Origin of the sequence: Paraburkholderia sp. (assembly GCF_035948235.1) — a bacterium.
Classification (GTDB): domain Bacteria; phylum Pseudomonadota; class Gammaproteobacteria; order Burkholderiales; family Burkholderiaceae; genus Paraburkholderia.
This window is the reverse complement of sequence record NZ_DASZJJ010000301.1, coordinates 1-26366: the sequence shown is the minus strand read 5'-3', so window position 1 is coordinate 26366 and position 26366 is coordinate 1. Positions and strand designations below refer to the sequence as shown.

The 26366-nt window shown below is 64.0% G+C and carries 18 protein-coding genes; 8 read left to right on the top strand and 10 right to left on the bottom strand.

Going from position 1 to position 26366, the window contains the following annotated elements; translation table 11 throughout:
- Nucleotides 1-33 precede the first annotated feature (33 nt).
- From VG320_RS26855 to VG320_RS26840, 4 genes are all read left to right on the top strand, one after another.
- Complete coding sequence (locus VG320_RS26855; protein WP_327203103.1) at nucleotides 34-2436, top strand: glycoside hydrolase family 3 N-terminal domain-containing protein; 2403 nt, start codon at nucleotides 34-36, stop codon at nucleotides 2434-2436.
- Nucleotides 2437-2572: 136 nt separating this feature from the next.
- Nucleotides 2573-7432, top strand: coding sequence for an NAD-glutamate dehydrogenase (locus VG320_RS26850; protein WP_327203102.1), 4860 nt, complete (start codon nucleotides 2573-2575; stop codon nucleotides 7430-7432).
- Between the two features lie 125 nt (nucleotides 7433-7557).
- Complete coding sequence (locus VG320_RS26845) at nucleotides 7558-7869, top strand: cupin domain-containing protein (RefSeq protein WP_327203101.1); 312 nt, start codon at nucleotides 7558-7560, stop codon at nucleotides 7867-7869.
- Nucleotides 7870-7875: 6 nt separating this feature from the next.
- Nucleotides 7876-8835 (top strand): TIGR03571 family LLM class oxidoreductase, encoded by a 960-nt coding sequence (locus VG320_RS26840; RefSeq protein ID WP_327203100.1) that lies wholly within the window; start codon nucleotides 7876-7878, stop codon nucleotides 8833-8835.
- Between the two features lie 12 nt (nucleotides 8836-8847).
- Here the strand turns inward: VG320_RS26840 and VG320_RS26835 are convergent, their stop codons facing one another.
- The 5 genes from VG320_RS26835 to VG320_RS26815 form a co-directional block, all read right to left on the bottom strand.
- A complete protein-coding gene (locus VG320_RS26835) occupies nucleotides 8848-10212 on the bottom strand; it encodes an amidase (RefSeq protein WP_327203141.1) in 1365 nt (454 codons plus the stop codon).
- 40 nt (nucleotides 10213-10252) lie between these two features.
- Nucleotides 10253-10981, bottom strand: coding sequence for a DUF2848 domain-containing protein (locus VG320_RS26830; RefSeq protein ID WP_327203099.1), 729 nt, complete (start codon nucleotides 10979-10981; stop codon nucleotides 10253-10255).
- 101 nt (nucleotides 10982-11082) lie between these two features.
- Nucleotides 11083-12423, bottom strand: a complete 1341-nt coding sequence (locus VG320_RS26825; protein WP_327203098.1) for an MFS transporter — start codon at nucleotides 12421-12423, stop codon at nucleotides 11083-11085.
- A gap of 86 nt (nucleotides 12424-12509) precedes the next feature.
- Complete coding sequence (locus VG320_RS26820) at nucleotides 12510-13190, bottom strand: hypothetical protein (RefSeq protein WP_327203097.1); 681 nt, start codon at nucleotides 13188-13190, stop codon at nucleotides 12510-12512.
- Nucleotides 13191-13294: 104 nt separating this feature from the next.
- Nucleotides 13295-14251 carry a LysR family transcriptional regulator gene (locus VG320_RS26815; protein WP_327203096.1) on the bottom strand — a complete coding sequence of 319 codons (957 nt, stop codon included), beginning with the start codon at nucleotides 14249-14251 and terminating at the stop codon, nucleotides 13295-13297.
- A gap of 274 nt (nucleotides 14252-14525) precedes the next feature.
- Between VG320_RS26815 and VG320_RS26810 the strand changes: the two genes are divergently transcribed.
- Nucleotides 14526-15719 carry a porin gene (locus VG320_RS26810; protein WP_327203095.1) on the top strand — a complete coding sequence of 398 codons (1194 nt, stop codon included), beginning with the start codon at nucleotides 14526-14528 and terminating at the stop codon, nucleotides 15717-15719.
- Between the two features lie 22 nt (nucleotides 15720-15741).
- Here the strand turns inward: VG320_RS26810 and VG320_RS26805 are convergent, their stop codons facing one another.
- The 4 genes from VG320_RS26805 to VG320_RS26790 all read right to left on the bottom strand — a co-directional run bounded on the left by VG320_RS26805 (nucleotide 15742) and on the right by VG320_RS26790 (nucleotide 19196).
- Complete coding sequence (locus VG320_RS26805; protein WP_327203094.1) at nucleotides 15742-15897, bottom strand: hypothetical protein; 156 nt, start codon at nucleotides 15895-15897, stop codon at nucleotides 15742-15744.
- A gap of 49 nt (nucleotides 15898-15946) precedes the next feature.
- Nucleotides 15947-16402 (bottom strand): DUF1269 domain-containing protein, encoded by a 456-nt coding sequence (locus tag VG320_RS26800; RefSeq protein ID WP_327203093.1) that lies wholly within the window; start codon nucleotides 16400-16402, stop codon nucleotides 15947-15949.
- Between the two features lie 171 nt (nucleotides 16403-16573).
- On the bottom strand, nucleotides 16574-17812 hold the full coding sequence (locus VG320_RS26795) for an MFS transporter (RefSeq protein WP_327203092.1): 1239 nt from the start codon (nucleotides 17810-17812) through the stop codon (nucleotides 16574-16576).
- A 250-nt stretch (nucleotides 17813-18062) separates the two neighbouring features.
- Nucleotides 18063-19196 carry a porin gene (locus VG320_RS26790; RefSeq protein ID WP_327203091.1) on the bottom strand — a complete coding sequence of 378 codons (1134 nt, stop codon included), beginning with the start codon at nucleotides 19194-19196 and terminating at the stop codon, nucleotides 18063-18065.
- A gap of 380 nt (nucleotides 19197-19576) precedes the next feature.
- On the opposite strand from VG320_RS26790, the gene VG320_RS26785 reads away from it, so the two are divergent.
- The 3 genes from VG320_RS26785 (at nucleotide 19577) to VG320_RS26775 (ending at nucleotide 25310) form a co-directional block, all read left to right on the top strand.
- Nucleotides 19577-21145, top strand: coding sequence for a tetratricopeptide repeat protein (locus VG320_RS26785; RefSeq protein ID WP_327203090.1), 1569 nt, complete (start codon nucleotides 19577-19579; stop codon nucleotides 21143-21145).
- A 309-nt stretch (nucleotides 21146-21454) separates the two neighbouring features.
- A complete protein-coding gene (locus VG320_RS26780; protein WP_327203089.1) occupies nucleotides 21455-23683 on the top strand; it encodes a TonB-dependent receptor in 2229 nt (742 codons plus the stop codon).
- Between the two features lie 316 nt (nucleotides 23684-23999).
- Complete coding sequence (locus tag VG320_RS26775; RefSeq protein WP_327203088.1) at nucleotides 24000-25310, top strand: MFS transporter; 1311 nt, start codon at nucleotides 24000-24002, stop codon at nucleotides 25308-25310.
- A 397-nt stretch (nucleotides 25311-25707) separates the two neighbouring features.
- Here the strand turns inward: VG320_RS26775 and VG320_RS26770 are convergent.
- The coding region (locus VG320_RS26770; RefSeq protein WP_327203087.1) for a hypothetical protein at nucleotides 25708-26366 on the bottom strand (659 nt) is incomplete at its 5' end.

The following is a 26366-nucleotide window of genomic DNA, read 5'->3' as shown; positions in this document are numbered from 1 at the left end:
GATCAGTCATACTAATTTAAATGGAGTGTATTGATGTCGCTAGATCACCATAGCGAGGTTCCGCTCTATCGCCGTGCCGATGCCAGCGTCGCAGCACGTGGCGACGATCTGCTGGCGCGTATGACGCTGGACGAGAAAATCGCCCAGTTACACGCCGTATGGCTCAAGCTGCGCGCAAACGGCGAGCACGCGTGGCGCACCGAAGATTTCGCGCAACGCGATACGGGCGTGCCGCTCGATACGCTCCTGCGCCACGGGCTCGGCCAGGTCACGCGGCCGCTCGGCACGCATACGGTGGACCCGCAAGCGGGTGTCGAAGCCTTCAACGCCTTGCAGCGCCAGATGGTGGAGGGCACGCGGCTGGGCATTCCGGTGATGGCGCACGAAGAATGTCTGGTCGGCTTGATGACGAAGGACGCAACGCTGTTTCCCTCGTCGCTGAACTACGCCGCGACGTGGAATCCCGCGCTGGTGCAACGCGTGGGCGCGACAATCGGCGAGCAGGCGCGTTCGATTGGCTGCCACCAGGGGCTTGCGCCGGTACTCGATGTTTCGCGCGATCCGCGCTGGGGCCGCACCGAAGAGACCTTCGGCGAAGATCCCTATCTGGTGGGCGTGCTGGCCTGCCATTACGTGCAGGGGCTGCAAGGCGAGCGCCGCGACGTGCTCGCCACGCTCAAGCACTTCGTCGCGCATTCGGCGAGTGAGGGCGCGCGCAATCACGCGCCGGTGCACGTCGGGCCGCGCGAACTCAACGACACTTTCATGCTGCCGTTCGAGATGGCGGTCAAGCTAGCCAACGCTGGTTCAGTGATGCCCGCGTATCACGATATCGACGGCGTGCCCTGCCATGCGAACCACGAACTGCTGCAAGGCGTGCTGCGCGAGAAGTGGGGCTTCGACGGCCTGATTGTGGCCGACTATGCAGGCGTGAATCTGCTCTACACCCATCACGGCACCGCGCACGACGCCGCCGATGCCGCTGCGCAAACCTTCAACGCGGGCCTCGATATCGAACTGCCAGGCCATGAGTGCGCACTGCATCTGAAAGCGGCGCTCGCGCGCGGCGCCATCGACGAGCGCACGATCGACGCGGCGGTGCGGCGCGTGCTGCGCGTGAAGTTCGAGATCGGCTTGTTCGAGAAGCCCTATGCGGACCCGCAGCGGATCAACCTGCGCAGCGAGGCCGCAAGCGGCGTGGCGTATGAAGTGGCGCTGCAATCGGCGGTGCTGCTGAAAAATGACGGCGTGCTGCCGCTCAAAAACGACGGCGAGCAACACGTCGCCGTGATCGGCCCGACCGCCGACGATCCGCTCGCACTGCTCGCGGGCTACAGCTTCCCCGTGCACCTCATCAACAGCGGCGAGACCATTCCTTCGTCGATGACCACGCCCTTGCAGGCCTTGTGCGCGACGCTGGGCGCGTCGATGGTCAGATACGCGCGCGGCTGCGCGATCATCGAAGAGCGGCGCGCGGGCGCACCTGTGTTCCCCGGCGACGTAGCCATGACGACGCGCGACGTCGACGCACACGACGCCTTGCTGAGCACCGATACTTCGCAGATCGACGCTGCCGTTGAAGCGGCGCGGGCGGCGGACGTGGCGATTGTCTTTGTCGGCGATCTCGCGGGCCTGTTCCAGTCGGGCACGGTCGGTGAAGGCTCGGATACGGACAGCCTGACGCTGCCGGGCGTGCAGCAGACGTTGCTCGACGCCGTGCTTGCAACGGGCACGCCCACGGTGGTGGTCATGACAGGCGGGCGTCCATACACGCTCGGCGAGCACGAAGCGCGCGTGGCCGCGCTTGTGATGGCATTCGCGCCAGGCGAGCAGGGCGGCGAAGCGCTGGCTGCGTTGCTCACGGGCCGCGAGAATTTCAGTGGGCGGCTGCCGCTTTCGGTGCCCACCAGCGCGGGAGCCGTGCCTTACGTCTATAACCACCGCCTCAAGAGCGCGGGCACGCCGGTGGCATGGCACTTTGGGTCGCGTTATCCGTTCGGGTTTGGCCTGGGTTACACGACGTTCGCATACGAATCGCTCGAACTGGCCGAGGACACCGCCGCCATCGAAGACGGCACCTTCGATTTCACCTTCACGCTGAAGAATACCGGCGCGCGCGAGGGCACCGAGGTCGTGCAGATCTACGTGCGCGACCGCGTCGCCTCCACTTCGCGGCCGGTGCGCGAACTGAAGGCGTTCGCGCGGGTGGACGTGGCGGCGGGCGCAAAGGCGCGCGTACGCGTGCGTCTGCCCGTGGATATGCTCAATTTCACGGACGCGCGCGGCGAGCGCATCGTCGAACCCGGTGAATTCGATCTGATGATCGGCAGTTCGAGCCGCGACCTTCATCTGCACGCACGGCTGACTGTTACCGGCGCCGCCGCGCGAACGCTGCCGCGTATGTGGCGCATGCTCAGCGAGGTGTCGGTGGAATAAGACGCGCGGTGGCGCATCACGATGCTGCACTGCAAGCAGAAGCAGCGTGCGCACGCAGTCATCGTTCGATCACCGTGCCGGTGCATAATGGACTCCCGCCGATGCAGTCGATGGCCATCCGTCCCAGGAGTCCGCCATGCAAGCGAGGAACGAGGAATTCGTCGCCCATCTGCTCTCCGATCTCGTGGAATTCGCGCGTGCGCGTCTACCCGAATCGACCTTCCAGATCGTCGAGCCTTTCCTGCGTCACTATTACGATTTCGTCGATGCCGACGATCTGCGCAGCCGCGCCATCGCCGATCTCTACGGCGCCGCCATGGCGCACTGGCAGACGGCGCAGCGTTTCGTGCCCGGCACGGAACGCATGCGGGTCTATAACCCGATCCTCGAACAGCACGGCTGGCATTCGGATCACACCGTCATCGAAATCGTCAACGACGACATGCCGTTTCTGGTCGATTCGGTGTCGATGGCGGTGAACAAGCTGGGACTCGCCCTGCATTCGGCGATGCACCCGGTGTTTCGCATCTGGCGCGGCCCGGACGGCGTCATCACCCGCGTGGACGTAGGCGGGGCCGGCGCCGACGACGGTCAATCCCAACTGGCCTCGTTTATCCACTTCGAAATCGATCGTTGTGGCGACGCAGCAAAGCTCGACGAACTGCGCCACGATATCGCCCGCGTGCTGGGCGACGTGCGCGCCTCGGTTGAGGACTGGCCGAAGATCGTGAGCGTTGCGCGCGAGACCATCAAGACCATGAAGGCACGCGAAAGCAGCGCGGAAGACATCGAATCGCGCGCCTTCCTCGAATGGATGGTGGCCGATCATTTCACCTTCCTGGGCCAGCGCGACTATGCGCTGGTCGAGCACGAAGGCGGCTACGGCCTGCGCGGCGTGGAAGGCTCGGGCCTGGGCATTCTGCGCGAATCCCTGCGCGCGCCCGGCGTCGCCGATGTCACACCGCTGCCGCCCGCGGCCCGCGAAATCATCGCGGGCGCGTGGCCGATCTTTCTGACCAAAGCCAATTCGCGCGCGACGGTGCATCGGCCGGGGTATCTCGACTACGTGGGCATCAAGCTCGTCGGCGCGGATGGCAAGGTATGCGGCGAGCGCCGCTTCGTCGGGCTCTATACATCCACGGTCTATATGGACTCGATCAGCGAGATCCCCATCGTGCGCCGTAAATGCGCGAACATCGTGCAGCGCGCGGGCTTTCTGCCGAAGGGTCATCTGGGCAAATCGCTGGTGACGGTGCTGGAAACCTGGCCGCGCGACGAGTTGTTTCAGGCGAGCGAAGACGAGCTTTACGATATCGCGCTGGGCGTTCTGCGCCTGCAGGAACATCAGCGTACGCGCCTGTTCCTGCGCCGCGACCGCTTTGGGCGCTTTGTGTCCTGTCTCGTCTATGTGGCGCGCGACAAGTACAACACGGACCTGCGCCGCAAGATCGCCCAGTTGCTGAGCGAGGCGTTCAACGGCGAATCGGTCGAATTCACGCCGCTGCTGTCCGAATCCACACTCGCGCGGATTCATTTCGTCGTCCATATCAAATCGGGCGCGATGCCCGAAGTCGATACGCGCGAACTGGAAGCGCGGCTCGTGCAAGTCACGCGCCGCTGGCAGGACGATCTCGCCGATGCGCTGCTCGATGCGTTCGGCGAGGAGCAGGGCACGCGCCTGCTGCACCGTTACGCCGATTCGTTCCCGGCCGGTTATCGTGACGACTACCCGGCACGCACGGCAGTGCGCGATATCGAACTGATCGAGCGTGTGCAGGGCACGCGGCGCATCGCCATGAATCTGTACCGGCCCATCGAGGCCGGCCCGCGCGCCTTTCGCTTCAAGGTCTATTGCGCGGGCGACGCCATCGCACTGTCGCGCAGCCTGCCGATGCTCGAGCATCTGGGCGTGCGCGTTGACGAAGAGCGGCCTTACGTGATTCTGGTGCCAGGCTGCGAGCCGGCCTGGGTCCACGATTTCGGGCTGGAACTGGCCGACGACGCCGAATTCGACATCGAGCGTGTCAAGGACCTCTTTGAAGATGCTTTCGAAGCGGTCTGGACCGCGCGCATCGAGAACGACGATTTCAACCGTCTCGTGCTGCGCGCGTATCTGGGCGCGCGCGAAGTCACCATCCTGCGCGCCTATGCGAAATATCTGCGCCAGGTCGGCTCCACCTTCAGCGACGCTTATATCGAGCGCGCGCTCACCGGCAATCCGGCCATCGCGCGGCAACTGGTCGAACTGTTCCTGATCCGTTTCGATCCGCGCTCGGGCGAGGGCACCGTCGTGACGGCCGCGCGCACGGCGCGCATGGAACTGGCGCTCAAGGCCATCGAGGCCGCGCTCGACCAGGTGCCCAATCTCGACGAGGACCGCATCCTGCGGCAGTTTCTCGGCGTCATCAATGCCACGCAGCGCACCAACTACTTCCGCCGCGATGCCGACGGCAAGCCGCTGCCCGCACTGTCGTTCAAGTTCGATCCGTCGAAGGTGCCGGGCCTGCCCGAACCCAAGCCGATGTTCGAAATCTGGGTCTATTCGCCGCGCGTGGAAGGCGTCCACCTGCGCGGTGGACGCGTCGCGCGCGGCGGTCTGCGCTGGTCCGACCGGCGCGAGGACTTCCGCACCGAAGTGCTCGGCCTGATGAAAGCGCAGATGGTGAAGAACGTCGTGATCGTGCCGGTGGGATCGAAGGGCGGCTTTGTCGTGAAGAATCCGCCGCCCATCACCGATCGCGAGGCATGGATGCGCGAAGGCATCGCCTGCTATCAGACCTTCCTGCGCGGGCTGCTCGACCTCACCGACAACCTGGAAGGCAACGTGGTCGTGCCTCCGCCCGATGTGGTGCGCCACGATCCCGACGATCCCTATCTGGTGGTCGCAGCGGACAAGGGCACGGCCACCTTTTCCGACTACGCAAACGCGATTTCGCAGGAATATGGTTTCTGGCTCGACGATGCATTCGCGTCGGGCGGCTCGGTTGGCTACGACCACAAGAAAATGGCGATCACGGCGCGCGGCGCGTGGGAGTCGGTCAAACGCCACTTCCGCGAAATGGGCGTGGACACCCAGACGAGCGACTTCACCGTGGTGGGCGTGGGCGATATGTCCGGCGACGTCTTCGGCAACGGCATGCTGCTTTCGCCGCATATCAAGCTGGTGGCGGCGTTCGATCATCGGCATATCTTTCTCGACCCGAATCCCGATACGGCAGTGAGCTTCGCGGAGCGCAGCCGCCTCTTTGCGCTCGACCGTTCGAGCTGGGCCGACTACGATCCCGCCGCGATTTCAGCGGGCGGCGGCGTGTTCGCGCGCACCGTCAAGACGATTCCGCTGTCGCCTGCGATTCAGGCAGTGCTAGGCGTCGAAGCGGCGGCGCTCACGCCCAGCGAACTGATTCGCGCGATCCTGCAGGCGCCCGTCGATCTGCTCTACAACGGCGGCATTGGCACGTATGTGAAGGCCGCGCACGAAACCAACGCGCAAGCGGGCGACCGCGCCAACGACGCCGTGCGCGTGAATGGCGCGGACCTGCGCTGCAAGGTGGTGGGCGAGGGCGGCAATCTGGGCGTCACGCAGTACGGGCGCATCGAGTTCGCGCAGAAGGGCGGCCGCATCAACACGGACGCGATCGACAACTCGGCGGGCGTAGATTGTTCGGACCACGAAGTCAACATCAAGATCCTGCTGGGCCTCGTAGTGGCCGACGGCGAGATGACCACCAAGCAGCGCAACACGCTGCTCGCGGAAATGACCGATGAAGTGGGCCTGCTGGTGCTGCGTGACAACTACTATCAGACCCAGGCGCTGTCGATCGCGGGCCGCTACAGCGCCGAACTGCTCGACGCCGAAACGCGCCTGATGCGCTGGCTCGAACGCGCGGGCCGTCTGAATCGCGTGATCGAATTCCTGCCGACCGACGAGCAGGTGGCCGAGCGCCAGGCGGCGAAGCTCGGCCTGACCTCGCCCGAGCGCGCCGTGCTGCTCGCCTACAGCAAGATGTGGCTCTACGACGCGCTGCTCGATTCGGATGTCCCCGAAGATCCGCTGGTTGCTGCGCTCCTGATCGACTATTTTCCGGTGCCGTTGCAGGAGCGCTTCAGCACGCCAATGCAGCGCCATCCGCTGCGACGCGAGATCCTTGCCACGCATTTGACGAATGCGCTGGTGAACCGCGTGGGCTGCGCGTTCGTGCATCGGCTCATGGAGGAGACCGACGCGCGCCCCGGCGAGATCGTGCGCGCCTGCATCATGGCGCGCGACGTGTTCGACCTGGACGCGGTCTGGCGCGACATCGACGCGCTCGACAATCGCGTGCCCGACGACGTGCAGGCGAGCATGTTCGTCGATGTCGCGCGGCTGCTCGAACGCGCGGCGCTCTGGTTCCTGCGCCATCTGCAGGCGGGTGCGGTGGACGGCGTGGGCGTCAATACGCTGATCGCGCGCTGCCGCGACGCCGCGCAGCGGCTTGCGCCGCAATTGCCGACGCTGCTGCCGGCCGGCGATCTTGAAGGGTTATCGGCGCGTCAGGCGGCGCTGGTGAACGCGGGCGTGGAGAGCGCGTTGGCGGTGCGGGTGGCGAGCGGTGAACTGTCGGTTGCGCTGCTCGATATCGCGGATGTTGCGGCGGCCTGCGAGCGGCCGCTCGAATGGGTGGCGGCGGTGTATTTCGCACTGGGCACGCGCCTGAACTACGGCTGGATCAGTGAACGCGCAGCGGCGCTGCCCACGCCCACGCACTGGGACACCATGGCGCGCGCCGCGGCGCTCGCGGAAATCGGCCGTCTCAAGCGCGCGCTGACGATGAGCGTGCTGGCCGACGCTCCGCCGACTGCCGACGCCCAAGCACTCGTCGACGAATGGTGCGGGCAGCACGAGGCGGCGCTGGAGCGCTACGCCCATCTGCTCGCGGAATTGCGCGCGACGAGCGGCGCGAGCATGTCGGTGCTGCTGGTGATCGTGCGGGCGATGGCGATGCTGGAACGACCCTGATGCGCGCGAGGGCACCCGGCGGGCTGGACGTTTGGCGGATCGTGGAACGACAATACGCGCTTGACCTCTGTAAGGGCGTAAAGTCGCAGCGGTCCCGATCCGCCATCTGATTTGCCACCTTAGCCATGAAAATCATCCGCAGCAAAGCCTTCACCGCCGAACGCGCCTGGGGCGCGCTCGACATCGCCAACATGGGCGGCATCACCACGCGCCTGCACTGGACCGACCAGCCCTACAAATGGCACGTCAACGACGGCGAGGAAGTGTTCGCCGTGCTCGATGGGCGTGTGGAGATGCGTTACCGCGAGGGCGGCGCCGAGCATTCGGCCGTGCTCGAAACCGGCGACGTGTTTTATGCCTCGGTCGGCACCGAGCATGTTGCGCATCCGCTGGGCGAGGCCCGTATTCTCGTGATCGAAAAAGCCGGTAGCGTCTAAAGCCCTATGGCCTTCGCCGAGAACCCCAATTCCATTGCGGCGCGCGTATTCGCGCCATCGCAACTGTCGATTGGCCTGTCGCTTCCGGTGCTGTCCGCCGATACCCACATCGCCGATTTCCGCGCGCAGGTTGCGCTTGCTCAACACGCCGATGCACTGGGCTTTCGCGCGCTCTGGGTACGCGACGTGCCACTAAATAGCGCCGATTATCCCGATCCGGTCGGCCATCTCGACCCGTGGGTGTTGCTCGGCGCGCTGGCCACACACACGCAGCGCGCCGTGCTGATGAGCGGCGCGATCGTGCTGACGCTGCGCCACCCGCTGCATATTGCCAAAGGTGCGGTATCGGTGAGCCATTTGTCCGAAGGACGCTTTATTCTGGGCCTGGGTTCGGGCGACCGTCCCGCCGAATACGCGGCCTTCGGCCGGGACGGCGAGGCACGTCGCGAACTCTATCGGCGTCATTGGGACACTCTGGCTGCGGCGCTCGCGCCGGACTCGCGCATCGTGCCGGATTTCGCGCCAGCCGATGCACCTGACTTCTTCCTGTTGCCGCGTCCGGCCGCGCCGGTGCCGATGCTCGCGGTCGGGTCGGGCGGCCAGAGCGTTGACTGGATCGCGCGTCATTCGATCGGCTGGATGACCTACCACCGCGAGCCGGAAGCTCAACGCGCCCGCTACGCGCTGTGGCGTGCCGCCGTGGCGCGCAACGTGCCCAATGCACCCGACGCATTCCGCGCCTTCGGCACCGCCATGCGCCTGCAACTGGCCGACGACGCGAGCGAACCGGCCACGGCCGTGCCGCTCGGCTATCGCACGGGGCGGCTCGCGCTCGTCGGGCTGCTGGAGGCGATGCGCGACGCGGGCATGCATCACGTCACCTTCAATCTGGGCGGCGAGCGGCCCGCGCGCGAGGTTCTAGATGAACTCGCCGCCGATGTCCTGCCGCAATTTCACGCGGACTGAATAGCGCGCGCCTTATCCGTGCAGCGCGTTCTCCATCGCCTGCGCAATGCCCAGCACGCGTGCATCCGCAAGCGCAAGCCCCGCCACGCTCAAGCCCACTGGCGCCGCACCTGGCGGCGTGCAGGGCAGCGACACGGCGCAGCCGTCGAGGAAATTCACCACCGACGGGTTGCGCAGCACGAGCGCATTGGTCGCGGTGAAATGCGCGGGATCGGCTTCCAGCGCGTCGATGGCGGGCGGCACGACAGGCACCGTGGGCATGATGAAGGCGTCGAAACCTGCGAGCGCAGCGCGGGCCTCGGCGATGGCGGCGGCGCGCGCGGTAAGCAGGTCGAGATAGTCGGCGGCGCGTGCGGCTTCGCCATGACGGATGCGCGCGAGCACGCGCGGATCGTAGGCATCGGCTTGCGTGTGGAGGCGCGCGCGGTGCGTCGCGTACGCTTCGATCGGCGAAAAACCGCAGCGATTGATCGTGGGCAGCGTGTCGAGCAGCGGCAGGCGCACGGGCACGAGCCGCGCGCCTGCGCGCGCGAGTTTTGTCAGCGCCGCTTCCCACGCCTGCGCGACGGTCGCGTCCATGCCTTCGGTCACGTAGTTCGAGAGCACCGCGAGGCGCACACCGTCGAGCGTCGTGCGCGTCGCGTCTTCGGCGAGTGGAGTCGATAACACGCGGTCAAGCAGCGCACAGCACGCTACGCTGGGCGCAATCGCGCCCGTGGTGTCGAGCGTCGTCGAAAGCGGGAACATGCCGGCGGTGGGGGTACGGCGCGCCGTTGGCTTGAAGCCGGTCAGGCCGCAGAATGCCGCCGGGATGCGCAGCGAGCCGCCCGTGTCGCTGCCAAGTCCCGCCGCGGCCATGCCTTGTGCAACCGATGCCGCCGCGCCCGACGAAGAACCGCCCGCTACGCGCGGCTTTTCATCGGTGCTGTCGCGCCACGGCGAGCGCGGCGTGCCGCGCCAGGGGTTCAGGCCAAGTCCCGAGAACGCAAACTCGCTCATATTGGTGCGGCCAATCAGCACCGCACCCGCGCGGCGCAGTCGCGCGACGGCGAGCGCGTCGATGGTTGCGGGCGCAACATCGTCGAGTACCCGCGAGCCCGCGCGCGTGGTTTCGCCCGCGACGTCGAACAGATCCTTCACCGAGACCGGCAAACCCGCGAGCGGAGACAGCCTGACGCCTGCGCGGCGCAGCGCGTCCTGGGCGTCGGCCTGGCGGCGCACGCCGTCGGCGTCGACGTGGATAAAGGCGTGCGCGCCGTCGCCGCCCGCGGCAGCGATGCGCTCGAGCGCAGTTTCAACGAGCGCGCGGCTGGTGGTCGTGCCGGCGTCGAGCGCATCGGCGAGTTGCTGGAGCGGGGCGGCGGGCGAAAAGGTCATCGTCGGCATGATCGGTGGTGGCGGGCTCGTGAGATGAAGGTCAGGCGACCACGGGCAGGGCGCGCACGTGGTAGCGCTGGCGCAGGCTGCGTTTGAGCACGGGGTCGTGCAGTTCCATTTCGAAGCCCTCGCCGCTGGTCATCGCTGCGAGTTCGCCGTGTACGGACAGCGTGCCGCTGAACATCGCGCAACGTGCGGGCAGTGCTGCCCCGGCGTTTTCAGGCGTTTGCGCGTGGCTTTGGGCATAGCCCTGCCAGAGCGCGGGCGGCGGCAGCAGGCCGTCCACCGCGCCGTGCTGGTACGGCCGCGCGTTGCCGGTTGCGTCGATCAGCGTGGCGCGCAACTCCAGTTGGTCCCAATGCGCGGCCACATCGGCGTAACGCCAGGCGTCGCGCGCGAGCGGCTTCGCGCAGACCTGCTTGGACACCGCAACGCTATAGGCTTCGGCCTTGCGGTCCGTGTGGTCGGAGCCAATCGTCACGAGCGTGCCGAGTGGGCTGTCCATCAGCACGCATTCGATTTCGCCGCTGGTATGCGTGCCAAGCACCTCGACGGTATCGGCCTGGGTCAACTGGTCGGCGGCGACGCGATAGAAGCACGGCGTGCTCGACGGCGGCGCGACGCCCAGTGCAGCGAGTTCGTCGATATGCGCCTGGATGGCTTGCGCATCGCGCCCGGCCCAGCCCGCGATCACGAGCGTATCGATTTCGACGGGCACGGTGGCGGCGGCGCCGTCAACGGGGAAAACGGTGAAGGAAAGCGTGGTCATGGTGCTCAAATGCAAAAACGTGGGGTGTGTGAGGCCGCGGCATGGCGCGCGTGGCGCATGCCGGGACCGCTTGAAACAGGGGATTTCGTGGCTGCGAGGGCTTATTCGTCGAGCGGACGATGCGCCGTCTCACGCGCGGCGAGCAGTGCGATCGCCGTGACGACCAGCGCGCCGCTCACATAAAGCGAAACCGCCGTGGTGGCATGCCAGCTACGGAACAGCGCGACGATGATGAGCGGTGCGAAACCGCCGCCCAGAATCCCGGCGAGCGTATAAGCGAGCGAGGAGCCGGCATAGCGCACGCGGGTCGGAAACTGCTCGGTGACGAAGGCAGCCTGCGGGCCATACATCACGGCGTGAATCACGAGGCCGATCATCACCGCCAGCACGATCAATACGGGCTGCGAAGTATTCACGAGTGAGAAGAAACCGAAGGCCCAGACAATCGCGGCCAGCACACCGCCCAGGTAGACGGGGCGACGCCCGAAGCGGTCCGACAGCGCACCGAACAGCGGCACGGTGGCAGCGTTGCAGGCGGTGCCAGCGAGCACGGCAGTCAGCGCAAGCGAGCGCGAAAGATTGAGCACCGTCGTCACATAAGTCAGCGTGAAAACCACGAGCAGCGCGTAGAGCACGTCCGAGCCGATGCGTGCGCCGCCCGCCACCAGCAGCCTGCGCCAGTGTTGCGAAAAGACTTCCGCGACCGGCACTTTGGCGGTGGCATGGGCTTCATTGAGCTTTTCGAATTGCGGCGTCTCGCCCACGCTATTGCGCACCCACAGGCCGAAGCCGACCAGCAGCAGGCTCGCCAGGAAGGGCACGCGCCACCCCCAGGTCAGGAACGAGTCGGGCGCGACCGCGAGCGTGATCAGCGCAATGAAACCCGTGCCGAGCAGCGTGCCGAACGAAGGCCCGACCTGCGCCCACGAGGCATTCAGGCCGCGTTTTTTCTGATCGCCGTGCTCGACCGCCAGCAGCACCGCGCCCGCCCATTCGCCGCCCAGCGCGATGCCCTGCACGAAGCGCAGGCTCACCAGCAGGATCGGGCTGAGAATGCCCGCGCTCGCGTAGGTGGGCAGCACGCCCATCAGCGCGGTCGTGAGGCCCATGAGGACCAGCGTGAGCATCAGCACGGCGCGCCGTCCCAGACGGTCGCCGAGGTTGCCGAAGATCAAGCCGCCGAGCGGCCGCGAGACATATCCCACCGCGTAAGTCGAAAACGCCAGCAAGGTGCCCGCGAGCGGATCGACCGAGGGGAAGAACAGGTGGTTGAAGACCAGCGCGGCGAGCGTGTTGTAGACGGTGAAGTCGTACCACTCCAGCGACGTGCCGACCATGCTGGCCGTGGCGAGCCGGGCGCGTCCCGCACGCGGATGTTCGAGCGTCGAAGGCGGCGGCGCGGAGGGTGACGATGGCGAATCGGTCTGGGCGAGAGAGTTCATCGGATACTCCAAGGGAGGAAGCGGCACGCCGTGCGTGTGGTGTGCTCTGGTTGTCGTGGTTGGGTCCTGCTCGGCGCTTGTCCGTCTCAGGCCGCCGCGAGGCGCCAGAGCATGTCGAAGCTGCGCACCGTATCGGCGTTCGGCTCGATGTCGGCGAGCGTCGCGAGTTGCGCGGCGGCTGCGCGTGCGGCGGCGTTCGAGCTGCCTTCGACGATCACGAGCGCATCCTGCGGCGCGGCGCTGGCCGCACCGTCGCGCGTGGCGAGCGGTGCAGACAGCGAGGCGTCGGTGATAAACACGCGCACGGCATGCACGCCCGGCGTCCGCGCGGCGGCGTGCGCGGCTTCGCGCCAGGCCGCGTTTTGCAGCGCGCCCGGCGGCGCGATGAAGATCGCCGCATGGCCGCCTTCGCCCGCACCGGCCTCGAAGCTTTGCTCGCCCACGCGGCGCTGCGTATTGCTCATGCGTGCGAAGCTGCGCATCGACCAGTCGGTCTGCACCGTGAACGCCTGGCGGTAGGCGTCGCTATGAAACACGTCGAGAGAGGCCGTCACGTAGAGCGCCAGATAGCGGCGCGCGCCGCCGTCGTTGGCAAGAAAGCGGCGCGCGAAGCGAAAGCCCGGGATTGCCACGCGTTCCTGCATGTGCTCGCGGTCGTACCAAGCGTTGAAATCCGCCTCGGCGTGCGAATCGCTATCGGTATCCGTCCAGATGCAGAGCTGGCCTGCCTTCGTGGATGCGGGGGTGAGGGTTTCTGCCTGGCTCATCGGGACCTTCCTGCGCTGAAAAAAGGGAATCGGATAAGCGCAGTTTGGCGAGCCGGGCGCGTTGCGGTCCAACAAGAAAAAAAATATGGCCTGAAAAAGTTTTCTTATCGCTTACGGAGGCGGGCGGTTTTGGGCGGCGCAGCGGGCGGGCTCTGTCCCTCCAGATCCGGCCCTAGCGCGTCCACGAAGGCGCGCGCCTGCTCCGTGGCCAGTTCGGCGATGCGGGCGGGCAGCGGGTGGCTCTGCAGGCGGTAGCTGGCCACCAGCGGCAGCGGCGCGAAGGCGCTGTCCACGTCGAGCACTTCCAGCGAGCCGTCGCGCAGCTCGCGCTGGATGATGGCGGGCGGCAGCGCGGCGACGCCAAAGCCGTCGGACACGAGGCGGATCATCGCCGCGACCGAGCTGATGCAATTGATACGCACGGGCCGCTCGACGGCGCGCGCGAATTCGCGCTCCACGGCGGTGTGCGGGCCCGAGTGGCGCGAAAAACTCACGATCGGCAATTCAGCCAGCCGCTCCAGCGCGACGTGCTGGCCTGCGAGACCGAGCGTGGGGCTCGCGACCCAGCGCATGGGGAATTCGCACAGGGGTTGATTGGCGAACTCGCGGTCGGGCAGCGACTCGGTTTGCAGGATCAGATCGACGGCGTCGGCGCGCAGCAGTTGCACGAGATGAATCGTGGTGTCGCTCGTCACTTCGACTTCCAGATGCGGGAAACGCTCGCGCACGCGCGCCATCAGTGCGGGAAACCAGCTATGCACAATCGACTCCACCACGCCGATGCGGATCAGCCCCGCATCGCCGCTCGCGTCCTCCACTTCGCGGCGCATTTCGTCGCCCAGTCGCACGATGCGTTCGGCGTAGGCCAGCATCTTGCGGCCCGCGGGCGTGAGCGTGGCCGAGCGCGAGTTGCGATCGAACAGGCGGACGTCGAAGCTCTCTTCGAGCGAGGCGATGCGGCTCGACACCGCGGCCTGGGTGGTGTGCAGCTTTTCGGCGGTGAGACGGAAATTCTGCAGGCGGGCGAGCCAGATGAAGGTCTCGAGAAACCGGATATTCATGGCTTCGTGTGGGGCAGTCGCAAATCGCCATCATAGCGCGCCGAAATCCGGCGTCTTCTCCGCTTTCGAAAAACGTCGCTTGCGCACGCATCGCTTCGGGCGATAACAAAATCTTTTCGGCGTGAATTTATTTTCTTGTTTGACCGTCCGGGTGCGGGATCGCGACACTCTCGCATCCAGCCAGCCTGCGACTTCGCGCTGTGCGGCGAGTGATTCTTCTCGCCAATAAAAACGGAGTCCTTATTGTTTTGATCGTAGAAAGAGGAAAACAACCATGCCACGCCGAACCGCCGCACGTCTTCTCCCTCGTCACGTTGCACTCGCCGTTGCTGCCGTTGCTGCCGTTGCGGCGCTGCCCGGCGCCGCGCACGCGCAAACCAGCGTCACGCTCTACGGCACCATCGACACCGCGCTCGTCTACGCAAACAACGTGGGCGGCAAGCGTCAGGTCGAAATGAACAGCAGCAACGTGCTGGGCAACCGCTGGGGCCTGCGCGGCAGCGAGGATCTGGGCGGCGGTCTGCGTGCGATCTTCGATCTGGAAAACGGTTATTCCTCGACGAGCGGTGGTTTCCAGCAGGGCGGCGACGAGTTCGGACGTCAGGCGTACGTGGGACTCGCGTCCGCGCAGGCGGGCACGCTCACGATGGGGCGACAGTACGACAGCGTGGTGGATTTCATCGGGCCGATGATCGCGGGCACGCAATGGGCCACGTATCTGGGCGGCCATCCTGGCGACCTCGACAACACCAATAACGATTACCGCTCGAACAGTTCCGTGAAATACACCAGCCCCACGTGGTCTGGTTTTCGCGTGAGCGGACTCTATAGCTTTGGTGGCGTGGCGGGCGAATTCTCGCGCAATTCGATCTGGTCACTGGGCGCGGGTTACGTGCGCGGACCATTCACGCTGGGCGCAGCCTTCGTGCACATCAAAGACCCGAATTTCTCGTACTTCGGCAATAACGCCACGTCTAGCACGAGTGCCAGCAATATGGCAGCGAGCCGCGTGTATTCGGGCTATGCGTCGGCGGGCGACGAGCAGATCGCGGCGGCAGGCGGCACGTGGCAGATCGGCGCGTGGACGCTGGGCGCGGTCTACACCAACACGCAGTTCCGCGATCTAGGCGCGCACGCAAGCCTCAATCCCGTGGGTTACGAAGGCGCCGCCAAATTCCACAACGCCGAACTCAACGTGCGCTACTACGTCACGCCTTCGGTGCTGCTGGGCGCGGCGTGGGACTACACGCACGGTTATGGCGTGAACAGCGTGAGCTATCAGCAGGGCGATCTGGGCGCGACGTGGTTTCTCTCGAAGCGTTCGTCGCTCTATCTCGTCGGGCTGTATCAGCACGCTTCGGGCACGGATTCAACGGGACATGCGGCTGTCGCCAACATCAACGGCCTGAGCGCCTCGTCAACGGCGAATCAGGTTGCGGTGCTGGCCGGCATCACGCACCGCTTCTGAGTCGCGGCGGCAGACAGCGCGCTTATTTGCGCATCATCGCTTCGACCAGGAAGTGAAACGGCAGCGTGAGCAGCACCGTCGCGCCGAAGCCCACGCACCAGAGGATGAACATCCATTTGAGGTTGTGCAGAAAGCCGCGGCGTTGCGGTTGATTTTGCTGATTCGATTGCTGCGCCATGATCGTTCCTCCCCTGGAATTCTTATCGCGCGCTGTGCCTGAGCATCTCTCACCAGGCCAGCGCCTGACGAAACACCTGGCCGCCGTAACCGTGGACGATTTCGTCGATCTGAGCGGGCGCGGGATCGTGCGATTCCAGCACGAGCGCCCAACTGCTCGCTTTTAGTTCGTCCTCGATGGTCTTCGTGAGCTTGCTGTCCAGATGGGCTTCGATTTCGCGGGCGCCCAGCCCGGCGCCCGCGCCGATCGTCAGCCCCGCGATCACGCCAACCGGTCCGCCCAGCAGCCCGATGAGCGCACCCGTGGCCGCGCCAATCACGGTGCCCCAGTGCGGGCGGCTGTACTCGTCGAGGACCTTCAGCGTGCCCGATGGGTCTTTCTGCACCATGACGCCGCTTTCGATCTTGAGGCCCTGACCATCGGTTTCAAAGTTCTTGAAGTCGCGTGCGGCGCGCTGCGCCTCGTCCAGCGTCGCGAAAGTCGCAACGATCAATTCCTGTGACATATGCATGCTCCCAACATCTGGCCGTGTGTTTCAGGCCGATCTGTAGACAAAGATAGCCAATTCGGCAGAAGAGGGAAGCGATTTTGGCCACATTGCGTGGCCGGAGAGATTTGAGGCGGGTAGCGGTATGGCAGGCATGCAATTAGCTCAGCATGCCCGCCAAGAGACACGTTAGTCCAGCGATGCGTCGCACGCGCAATCGAGACTGGCAGCGTTGGACGTTTGTTTAGAGGCGGCCAGCCGTTGCAGCGTCACGAGACCCAGCAGCGCAAGACCCAATCCGAGCAGGAAGTCGGCATGAACGCCCGCCTGGTCGACGATCGTGCCACCCACGGCCGATCCGGCCGCAATCGCCACCTGAATCACGCTCACGAACATGGCCGAGCCCGCTTCGGGAAGGTCCGCCGTATCACGCTGGATCCAGACGCTGAAGCACAGCGGCAGCGCGCCGAACGCAACGCCCCACAGCAGCATGCCGACCGTCTCGCCAATCGGCGAATGTTCGAGCAACAGCATCGAGGACAGCGCGGCCAGCAGCAGCAACACCATCGTCGCGACGGATTTTTTCAGGTGGCCGGAAATCACCGTCGACGTTAGCGCATTCGAGAAAAAGCCAATCAGGCCGAATCCCAACAGCAACAGCGTCATCGCATTCAGCGAGAAGTCATGCTCCAGCAGCGGCGCAATATAGGTGTAGGTCGAAAAATGCGCGCCAAACACCAGCGCGACCATTAGCATGCTCAGCCGCGTGTGCGAACGGCCCAGCAGTTCCCGGAAGGCGGCCAGACGCAACGCCGATGCCGACGGCAGCGAGGGCACGAGCAAGGCCTGCGCCACCAGCGCAAGCGCCACGAGCCCCGCCGTGGCCGCGAATGCCAGCCGCCACGACGAGAACGACGCGATAAACGTCCCCAGCGGCACGCCAATCACAGTTGCGCAAGTTACGCCGGTCAAAATCGTCGCCGTGGCTTTGGCGGCGTCCTTGCCTTGCACAAGGCGCGGCGCGGCCGCCGTCGCCAGCGTCCAGAAACCGCCGAGCGCCGCGCCCAGCAGGGCGCGGCCAGTCAGCATGACCGTAAAATTGGGCGCGATGGCGCACAGCACATTCGCGACCAGCAAGACGGCGGTGAGCAGCAGGAAGACATAGCGGCGATCCATACGGCCCGCGCCGACAATAAGCATCGGCGCGGAAATCGCGGCCATCACGCCAGGCGTGGTGACCATCAGGCCCGCGATGCCAGTCGAGACGCCGAGATCGTGCGCGATCTGCGGCAGCAAACCGACGGGCAGGAATTCAGCGGTCACGAATGCGAATGCGCTCATCGCGACAGCGACGACAGATAGCCATTGACTCGCGGACGTGGGCGTTGCGTCTAACGACACTGGAGCCGTTGGGGTATCTATTTGCATGAGTGCCTTGATCGAAAGGAGAACGTGAATCGAGGCATCGAATTCTAGGCAGGGTTTTGTCCAACAAAAAGAGGCAGATTCTGAAAAGACTAGATGGGGAGACTGAACAATCAGGTGAAATGTGGCGCGTGGCGCGAAATCGTGCGTATATTCGTGCGCGGAATGCAAAAGGGCCGGCAAACACCGAAGCGTCTACCAGCCCTTTTTATTGATTCATCGCGCTAGCTACGACGAATCTTGCGCACGCGCATTAGAAGCGATGGCGGATGCCCACGGTCGCCACGGCTTGCGAGTTCGAATCCGATGCGGAAACGCCCATGATGTCGGCGTGAATCTTGCCCTCGCCATCGACGACGCGCTGATACGCGGCTTCGACATAGACGTCCGTGCGCTTGGAAAGCGCGTAATCGCCTTGCAGCGTGAACTGGTGGAACTTCGGGCTCACGCCTTCGAGGCTCGCGTCCGTGTACGTGTAAGCGCCCGACACCGTGACCGCCGGCGTGAAGGCATAGCGGGCGTTGATTTCGTAGTTGCTGAAGCGCGCGCTGTCGCCGGTGAGCGACGTGGTTGCGCCCGCATTCGACGAGTTGATCGCCGTGAGGTTGCTCAGCTGCGTCTGCGTGAACACGAAGCCCACGTTGGCCGCGCCGAACGCGTAGTTCAGGCCCGCGCCGTAGGTGCGTTGACGCGAAGCCGTGAAGGTCGAGTCGTCGCTTACTGCGCCGCTGCTGTTGATGGTCGAACCCGAGTTGTTCAACTGCAGGTAGCCCGCGCCTGCCGTAAGGCCGCCGAACGCATAGGTGGCGCCGACGCTGTACGCGCGGTTGTTCGAGAAGCCGCCCGCTTCGTTCGAGAAGCCGTACAGCGCGTTGAACTTGAGGCCGCCGTAGTTCACGCTCTGGTACTTGAGCGAGTTGCTCACGCGGAACGAGTTGTTCAGGTTGTCGTTGTCGTACGGGTGCGAAGCGAGCGTGCCGCCGTACTGCGTGCCGTTGAGCGACAGACCGCCCAGGTTGTCGACCACGCTGTCGTACTGACGACCGAGCGTGACCGTACCCGCCTGGTCGCTCGACAGACCGACAAATGCCTGGCGGCCGAACATGCGGCTACCTTGCTTGGCCGTGCCATTCGAAATGCTGAAGCCGTTTTCGAGCACGAAGATCGTCTTCAGACCGCCGCCCAGATCTTCGCTGCCACGCAGGCCCCAGCGGCTACCGTTGAGCGCGCCGCTCGACTGCTGCACGTTCGAGCTGCCGCCCTGGTTGCTGGTGTACAGAACGCCTGCATCGATCAGGCCGTAAAGCGTAACCGTGTTCTGTGCGTGTGCTGCGCCGGCGAAAGACGCCGTGGCGACTGCGAGGGCGGAAAGGGTGTGCTTTTTCATCGTTACTCCATTGATTTGTTATTCGCTCTTTAGGGAGCGAGCGCGGAGCATAACGCGATAATTGAAACCTTCTTTATCGATTGTGGTTAGTCAGCCACGATTCTTTATACGGATTTCATTTCCTATTCTTGCCTGTCATGAAATTACCGTTCGAAGTGGAAATATCCCGTAAACAAGGAACTTTTTCGCCACCAGGCGAATCGCGATGAATCGCATTTTTTGCATGCTTCGATGGTAATTCAACGAAGCATTGAGATTTAGATAATTACGCTTTATTGCGATATATTGCGAATGATTAATAGCACAAGAAAATGTGCTATATTCGGCTTCAACATTTTCAATTCCCATCATTCATTGGGGCGCGAGCGCCCCTCGTTCCCATGACCGACGCTTTCGTTACGCAGATCGCGCAAGCGCAGCAGCACTTCAACGCAGGCCGCATCGACGCCGCAGAGCAGATTTTGCAATCGATCCTGCAAGCTGACCCGGATCACGCGGGCGCGCTGGAAGCGATGTCCTTCGTGTGGGCGTCGCGTAGCGATTACGTGCGTGCCGCAGAATTCGCCTGGCGCGGGGCGCTATCTCCCGCAACATCGGCGGGGCAGTTACAACACGCCGCGCGTATTTGCCAGCTCGCGCAACGCCACGCCGACGCCGTCGCGCTCTACGACCGCGTGCTCGCGCTCGTGCCCGAGCACGCCGCGTCATTGCACGGCGCAGCCATGTCGCTCGTGCAGATGGAGCAGGGCGACGCCGCGCTTGCGTATCTCACGCGTCTGACGCGCCGCTACCCGCAAGCGCCCGAAGTGCATTACAACCGCGGCACGCTGCTTGGCCGCCTCGGTCGTTACGACGAAGAACTCGACGCATATCGGCGGGCAATCGAACTCAAGCCGGATTTCGTCGCCGTGCATGTGAATCTGGGCGTCGCTTTGCGCGACCTGCATCGCTTCGACGACGCGCTGCGCCAGTTCAAAAAGGCCTTGTCCATCGATACGAACGACGCAGGCGCGCGCACCAATCGCGCGCAAACCAATCTGCTGCTCGGCGAATTCGAACATGGCTGGCGCGAGTACGAATGGCGCTGGCGCGACGGCACGATGTCGCACGGCTTTGCGGATGCGACGCAATGGAAGGGCCAGCCGCTCGCCAGCAAGACGGTGTTCGTACACGCGGAACAGGGCTTCGGCGACACCCTGCAGTTCGTGCGCTTTGTCGAGCGCCTGCACGCGCAAGGCGCGAACGTGATCGTGCGCGTGCAGGATGCGCTAGTCGATCTGTTGCGGGGCGTGGCGGGCGCGGCGAGCGTGATCGGCGAATCGTCGCCGGTTCCCGCATTCGACTACCACTTGCCAATGTTGAGCCTGCCGCACGCACTCGCGCTGCGCAATGCGGATTTCGCTCCGTCCGGAGCCTATCTTCACGCCGACGATTCGGCCCGCGCTGCATGGTCCGATGTGATCGGCAAGGACGATAGCCGCCTGCGCGTGGGCGTGGTCTGGGCGGGCAATACGGGGCACGTGAACGATCGCAGGCGCTCGATGGCGCTCGCGCAGCTTGCGCCGCTATTCGACGCCGATGCGTGCTTCGTGTCGCTGCAAAAAGACCTGCAGCCGCGCGACCGCGCATGCGCGGAGGCACTCGTGCAACGCGGCCGTCTGATCGACGTTGGCGAGCGGCTGACTACGTTCGCAGCGACAGCCGCGCTCGTCGCGCAACTCGATCTCGTGATCGCCGTCGACACAGCCGTGGCCCATCTGGCGGGCGCGCTCGGCAAGCCCGTGTGGATCGCGCTGCCGTTCACGCCAGACTGGCGCTGGCAATTGAAGCGCGACGACAGCCCCTGGTACGCCGATGCGCGACTGTTCCGCCAGTCGCGTCGCGACGACTGGAGCGACGTGGTGACGGCCCTGCGCGCAGCGCTCGACGAGCGCATCGCAGCGCGGTAAAACGCCCCCAAAAAAAGGGCACAAATGGCTGTGTGAAAACGGAGTACCGTTTTCGCAACAGCCATTTTTTACGCAGACTTACAAGTTTGCGCACACAACAAACCCGTGATCCGCCTTGCCCCACAAGGCTCCACGCCGATAAGACCTCGCGGCGCTCAATCTCCCGTCTACGGTCATTTCTTACCAACGATTAACGCGTCGCCGAAAGAATAGAAATTAAAATCGGAATCATTCTCATTTATCGATATCATCGCGGCCTTTGATGCATATTGGGTCACGAGACCCGCCACCCGCTGCGGATACCGATCAATGAACCGAACCACCTTTTCATCCGCGCAGGCGTTCCGCCTTGCGCCGCTCGCTGCGGCAGCGCTCGCCCTTGCGAGCCTGTCCGTGCAGACGTACGCCGCCGACGCCACCAGCAATGCAGCCAGTGCAGAGACGACGAGCACCACGGGCAACGCCCAGCCGTCTTCGGTTCTGCCCGCCGTGAGCGTGAAAGCGGCGCGCGACACACTGCCGGGCGATCTCGCGCCGGCCTACGCGGGCGGGCAGGTGGCGAGCGGGGCGTCAATTGGCGTGCTCGGCAAGCAGAAGATGCTCGACGTGCCGTTCTCGGTGACGAGCTACACGTCGAAGCTGATCCAGGACCAGCAGGCGCAGACCATCGCCGACGTCGTCGCCAACGACCCGGCCGTGCGCACGGCGCTGGGCTACGGCAACTTCTCGCAGACCTTCATCATCCGCGGCTTCCAGGTGTATTCCGACGACGTGGGCCTCGACGGCTTCTACGGCCTCACGCCGCGCCAGATGGTCGACACCGGCGCGATCGAACGCGTCGATATCTTCAAAGGCGCGAGCGCGTTCGTAAACGGCGCGTCGCCGGGCGGTTCGGGCGTGGGCGGCACGATCAACGTGCAGACCAAGGTCGCCGACGACAAACCGGTCACGCGCGTGACCGTCGAAGGCAGCGCGTCGGGCGAACTCGGCACGCATGTGGACGTGGGTAGACGCTTTGGCGACAACGACCAGTTTGGCATCCGCGTGAACCAGACCGTGGTGGGCGGCAGCACAGCCGTGCAGAATCAGGACAACCACTCGCAGCAGACGGCGATTTCGCTCGACTATCGCGGCGACAAACTGCGCCTGTACGCCGACTTCCTCTATCAGAAGAACAACATCACGGGCGGCCGCCCGGGCGTGTTCGTAACGGGCGACGAGATGCCGTCGACGCCGTCGGCGAGCTACAACTACGCACAGCCGTGGACATACTCGAAGCAGGAAGACACGGTCGGCATGCTGCGCGGCGAATACGACTTCGCGCCGAACTGGACCGCCTACGCGGGCGTCGGCTCGCGTCACACCACTGAACTTGGTCAGTACTCGACCATCAGCTACGACGACGGCGCGGCCAGCGCCTACCGCATGGGCGACGCGCTCAAGGAAAACGCGATTTCGGCGCAACTGGGCGTGCGCGGCAAGTTCGACCTCGGCCCGGTTTCGAACCAGGTCAACGCGGGCTGGCAGATCAACCGCGTCGCGGAATACGCCGCCTATGACTGGAGCTACGGCACCGGCACCTTTGCGACGAGCCTGAACAACACGCCGAGCGTCGCTTACCCGGCGTCCACCTACGGTGCAGGCAGCTACGCCGATCCGGGCCTCACGACCTCGATCCTGATGCGCAGCTTCGTCGTTTCGGACACGCTCGGCTTCTTCCAGAACCGCCTGCTGTTCACAATCGGCGCGCGCCACCAGGACATCCTCGAAAACGGCTATGGCTACGGCACGGAAGTGCAGGATTCGGCATATAACGACTCCGCCACTACGCCGATTTTCGGCGTCGTCTACAAGCTCCAGCCGAACCTGTCGATCTACGCAAACCGCGCGGAGAGTCTCGTAGAAGGCGGCGTCGCGCCAAGCGGCACGGCCAACGTCGGCCAGGTGATGGCGCCGTTCCGCGCCAAACAGTACGAAGCGGGCATCAAGTACGACGCGAATCACTACGGCGCCGCGCTGGCGATCTACCAGATCAAGCAGCAGGTCGCGTACACCAACGCCACCACCAACATCTACGAAACGGACGGCGTCCAGCAGCACCGCGGCGTGGAATTCTCGATGTACGGCGAGCCGCTCAAGGGCCTGCGTCTGATCGGCGGAGTGTCGTATATCAACGCGAAGCTGGTCGATACGGGCGACGCGGCGGAAGAGGGTAATCGTCCGATTGGCGTGCCGGCGTGGACGTTCAACGCCAACCTCGAATACGACGTACCGCAAGTGAACGGCCTCACGCTGATGGGCCGCGCGATCTGGACCAGCTCGCAGTATCTGGACACGGCGAATACGCAGAAAATCCCGTCGTGGACGCGCTTCGACGTGGGTGCGCGCTACAAGACGCAGATCCTCAAGCACGACACGAGCTTCAACGTGATGGTGACGAATCTGACCAACCGCTCGTACTGGTCCTCGGCGCTGGGCGGTTATCTGACGCAGGCCGAACCGCGCACGGCATGGTTCTCTGTCACGACGGACTTCTGATTGGGATAAAGAGAAGAGAGGCCTCGCGGCCTCTCTAACTCAGCGTCTTGCGAGTTTGTTCTTTCGCCATCTGTTTTGTTTATCGGGTGCGATGACGAAGACTATCTGACGGGTTTATCGAGCCAGATCGCCGGGGGCGTTGCAGGGCGCATGTAGCGGGACTTTGGGGCATGCGATCTACAGGAAATCAGGGCATTTACCTCGCTGACGAAGCAGGCGGTCGCGCTGCGTTCAGGTTTACCCTCGATGTTGGATAGCCGTGCGTTTTTTGTATCGTTGAAACCAATGCAACAGGCATGGCTCACGGAGACAACGCATGTTCAAGTGGTACACCGATCTGACGACGCCGGAGAAGCGGACGTATTGGGCGTGTTTCAGCGGCTGGGGACTCGACGCGATGGACACGCAGATGTACGCGCTCGCGATTCCCACGCTGATCGCCCTGTGGGGCATGACACGCGGCGAAGCCGGCCTGCTGGGCACGACGGTGCTGATCATGGCGTCGCTCGGCGGCTGGATCGCCGGGATTCTGGCCGATCGCTACGGACGCGTGCGCATCCTGCAAATCACGATTCTGTGGTTTTCGGCCTTCACGCTGCTGTCCGCCTTCACCGATTCATTCTGGCAACTGATGTTCACGCGCGGTTTACAAGGCCTGGGTTTTGGCGGCGAATGGGCTGTGGGCGCAGTGCTCATCAGCGAAACCATCCGCCCGCAGGTGCGCGGGCGCGCCGTGGGCTCGCTCCAGGCGGGCTGGGCCGTGGGTTACGGCGTGGCGGTGCTGCTCTCGACATTGATTTTCAGTACGCTCGAACCGGCGCTTGCGTGGCGCGTGCTGTTTGCCATCGGCTTGTTGCCGACGCTGCTGGTGCTGTGGATCCGGCGGCATATCAAAGAGGCGCCGGTATTCGCGCAGGCGCGCGCCGCGTCCGCTGCCGATAGACCCGGCATCTGGGCCGTGTTCGCGCGCCCGCTGCGCGCCACGACGTTCAAGGCGATTCTTCTCACGTTCGGCATCTATGGCGGCAACTACGTGATGATTACGTGGCTGCCCGCGTATCTGAAGCTTGTGCTGCATCTGTCGATCACCAACGTCGGCGGCTATCTGGCGATCAATATCCTCGGCTCGTTCGCAGGGGCATTTCTCAACGGCTGGATGGCGGACCGCTTCGGACGTCGTCGCACCTTTATCGTGATTGCGTGCCTGCAGGCCGTGGCGGTCGCCGTCTATACGCTCACGCCGATTACATTGCCGGTCACGCTCATGCTCGGCTTCGTACTCGGGACGCTGCAATCGGGCACGGCCGCGGGCACCGGCGCGTATCTGGCGGAACTGTTCCCGACACGCATTCGCGCCTCGGCGCAGGGTTTGTGCGGCAATGCGGGGCGCGCGGTCGGCGCGGTCATGCCGACGATGGTGGGCGTGCTGGGCGCGCGCGTCGAGCTTGGCGCGGCAATGGGTCTGTGCGCGTGTGCGTCGTATCTGCTGGTGGTGACGGCGGCTTTGCTGCTGCCGGAGACGCGTGGGCGCGATCTTTCGCTGGTCGATGGGGAAAGCGATGTGGCCAGTGGGACAGCGGCTGGGGAGACGATGCGGAGTGTGCCGGTTTCTGGCGAAGCGCGTTGAGCGGCGATTGGTGAATCGCGGCGGCATGCGGTTTCGGCCGGGATCATTGAATGTGCGCTTGGTAAAGCCATCGGAAGGTGGCTTTACTTTTTGCTCAGTGATTTTACATAAGATAAATTATCGAAGTTTTTATTGTAAGAGCAAAGTAGTAATGTCGTACCTGGGGGTGCGGCGGAATTCCTGGACTATGAGGAGCTAGTCCATGTATTCATACGAAGAACGCATTCGAGCGATCAAGCTCTACTTGAAGCTCCTGGCGCCGCAGTGGCTGCAGCAATATGCAGCTAAACTGGCGGCGCAAAAAAAGAATGCTCCGCATGCGTTGCGGGGCAATCGATTCGGAACCGCTTCGCTTACCCGGACGGACGTGGTTTCGGGGAGCCAGCTGATTCGGTGCTTAAACCTGCACCCGCTTTCGAAGCTGAGCAATCAGTTGCTTTATCTCTGCCGACGTTGAGAAGTCACAGGCCTCACCACTCTTATTCAGGATTTCGATATTCGCCCCAGCATCAACAAGTTTAATCACTTTCTCTTTATCGCTAATCAGGCAAGCGGTGTGAAGTATGGTTCCGCCAATCTTCGAACTTTCGAAGTTCACCAGGCGGGGATGCAGGTCAACCTGTTTTGCGAAAACCTCATAAGGCTTAAACACCTGCCGGAACCAGGTTTCTTCATTAGCCGGATTGTTAAGGATGTCCTCGTCAGAAAAAGATTCAAGCTCCGCGAAGGCGGGATCGCGTGGCCCAAATGCATCATCATAATCATCAGCAGGTGACGACGCTTTTTGGGGCGCCTTTTTTGGGCTGACGTTGATCATCGCATCCAGCTTGGCGTACCACAAATCCCTTGTATTCCTCGATGTTGGGATCTTGATCAGCGGATTTTCAACATCCGACAGGTTGATGTGAAAATGAGTGCCGTCTTTTGCCCATGACTTAATCTGGTCAAAGGAGTATTTCTTTACATCGTGGAAATTAAAAAAGGCGACGCGCCGGTTTGCGGGGTCAAAAATGGCTGAGTAGGCATACGCACTGCTGGAGTTGATACAATAATCAG

Coding starts and splice junctions, on each gene's coding strand:
- VG320_RS26810 (WP_327203095.1), top strand. CDS start 14,526: ATGCCACGCCGAACCGCCGCACGTCTTCTCCCTCGTCACGTTGCACTC.
- VG320_RS26780 (WP_327203089.1), top strand. CDS start 21,455: ATGAACCGAACCACCTTTTCATCCGCGCAGGCGTTCCGCCTTGCGCCG.
- VG320_RS26855 (WP_327203103.1), top strand. CDS start 34: ATGTCGCTAGATCACCATAGCGAGGTTCCGCTCTATCGCCGTGCCGAT.
- VG320_RS26825 (WP_327203098.1), bottom strand. CDS start 12,423: ATGAACTCTCTCGCCCAGACCGATTCGCCATCGTCACCCTCCGCGCCG.
- VG320_RS26835 (WP_327203141.1), bottom strand. CDS start 10,212: ATGACCTTTTCGCCCGCCGCCCCGCTCCAGCAACTCGCCGATGCGCTC.
- VG320_RS26840 (WP_327203100.1), top strand. CDS start 7,876: ATGGCCTTCGCCGAGAACCCCAATTCCATTGCGGCGCGCGTATTCGCG.
- VG320_RS26820 (WP_327203097.1), bottom strand. CDS start 13,190: ATGAGCCAGGCAGAAACCCTCACCCCCGCATCCACGAAGGCAGGCCAG.
- VG320_RS26805 (WP_327203094.1), bottom strand. CDS start 15,897: ATGGCGCAGCAATCGAATCAGCAAAATCAACCGCAACGCCGCGGCTTT.
- VG320_RS26785 (WP_327203090.1), top strand. CDS start 19,577: ATGACCGACGCTTTCGTTACGCAGATCGCGCAAGCGCAGCAGCACTTC.
- VG320_RS26775 (WP_327203088.1), top strand. CDS start 24,000: ATGTTCAAGTGGTACACCGATCTGACGACGCCGGAGAAGCGGACGTAT.
- VG320_RS26830 (WP_327203099.1), bottom strand. CDS start 10,981: ATGACCACGCTTTCCTTCACCGTTTTCCCCGTTGACGGCGCCGCCGCC.
- VG320_RS26795 (WP_327203092.1), bottom strand. CDS start 17,812: ATGCAAATAGATACCCCAACGGCTCCAGTGTCGTTAGACGCAACGCCC.
- VG320_RS26845 (WP_327203101.1), top strand. CDS start 7,558: ATGAAAATCATCCGCAGCAAAGCCTTCACCGCCGAACGCGCCTGGGGC.
- VG320_RS26815 (WP_327203096.1), bottom strand. CDS start 14,251: ATGAATATCCGGTTTCTCGAGACCTTCATCTGGCTCGCCCGCCTGCAG.
- VG320_RS26850 (WP_327203102.1), top strand. CDS start 2,573: ATGCAAGCGAGGAACGAGGAATTCGTCGCCCATCTGCTCTCCGATCTC.
- VG320_RS26800 (WP_327203093.1), bottom strand. CDS start 16,402: ATGTCACAGGAATTGATCGTTGCGACTTTCGCGACGCTGGACGAGGCG.
- VG320_RS26790 (WP_327203091.1), bottom strand. CDS start 19,196: ATGAAAAAGCACACCCTTTCCGCCCTCGCAGTCGCCACGGCGTCTTTC.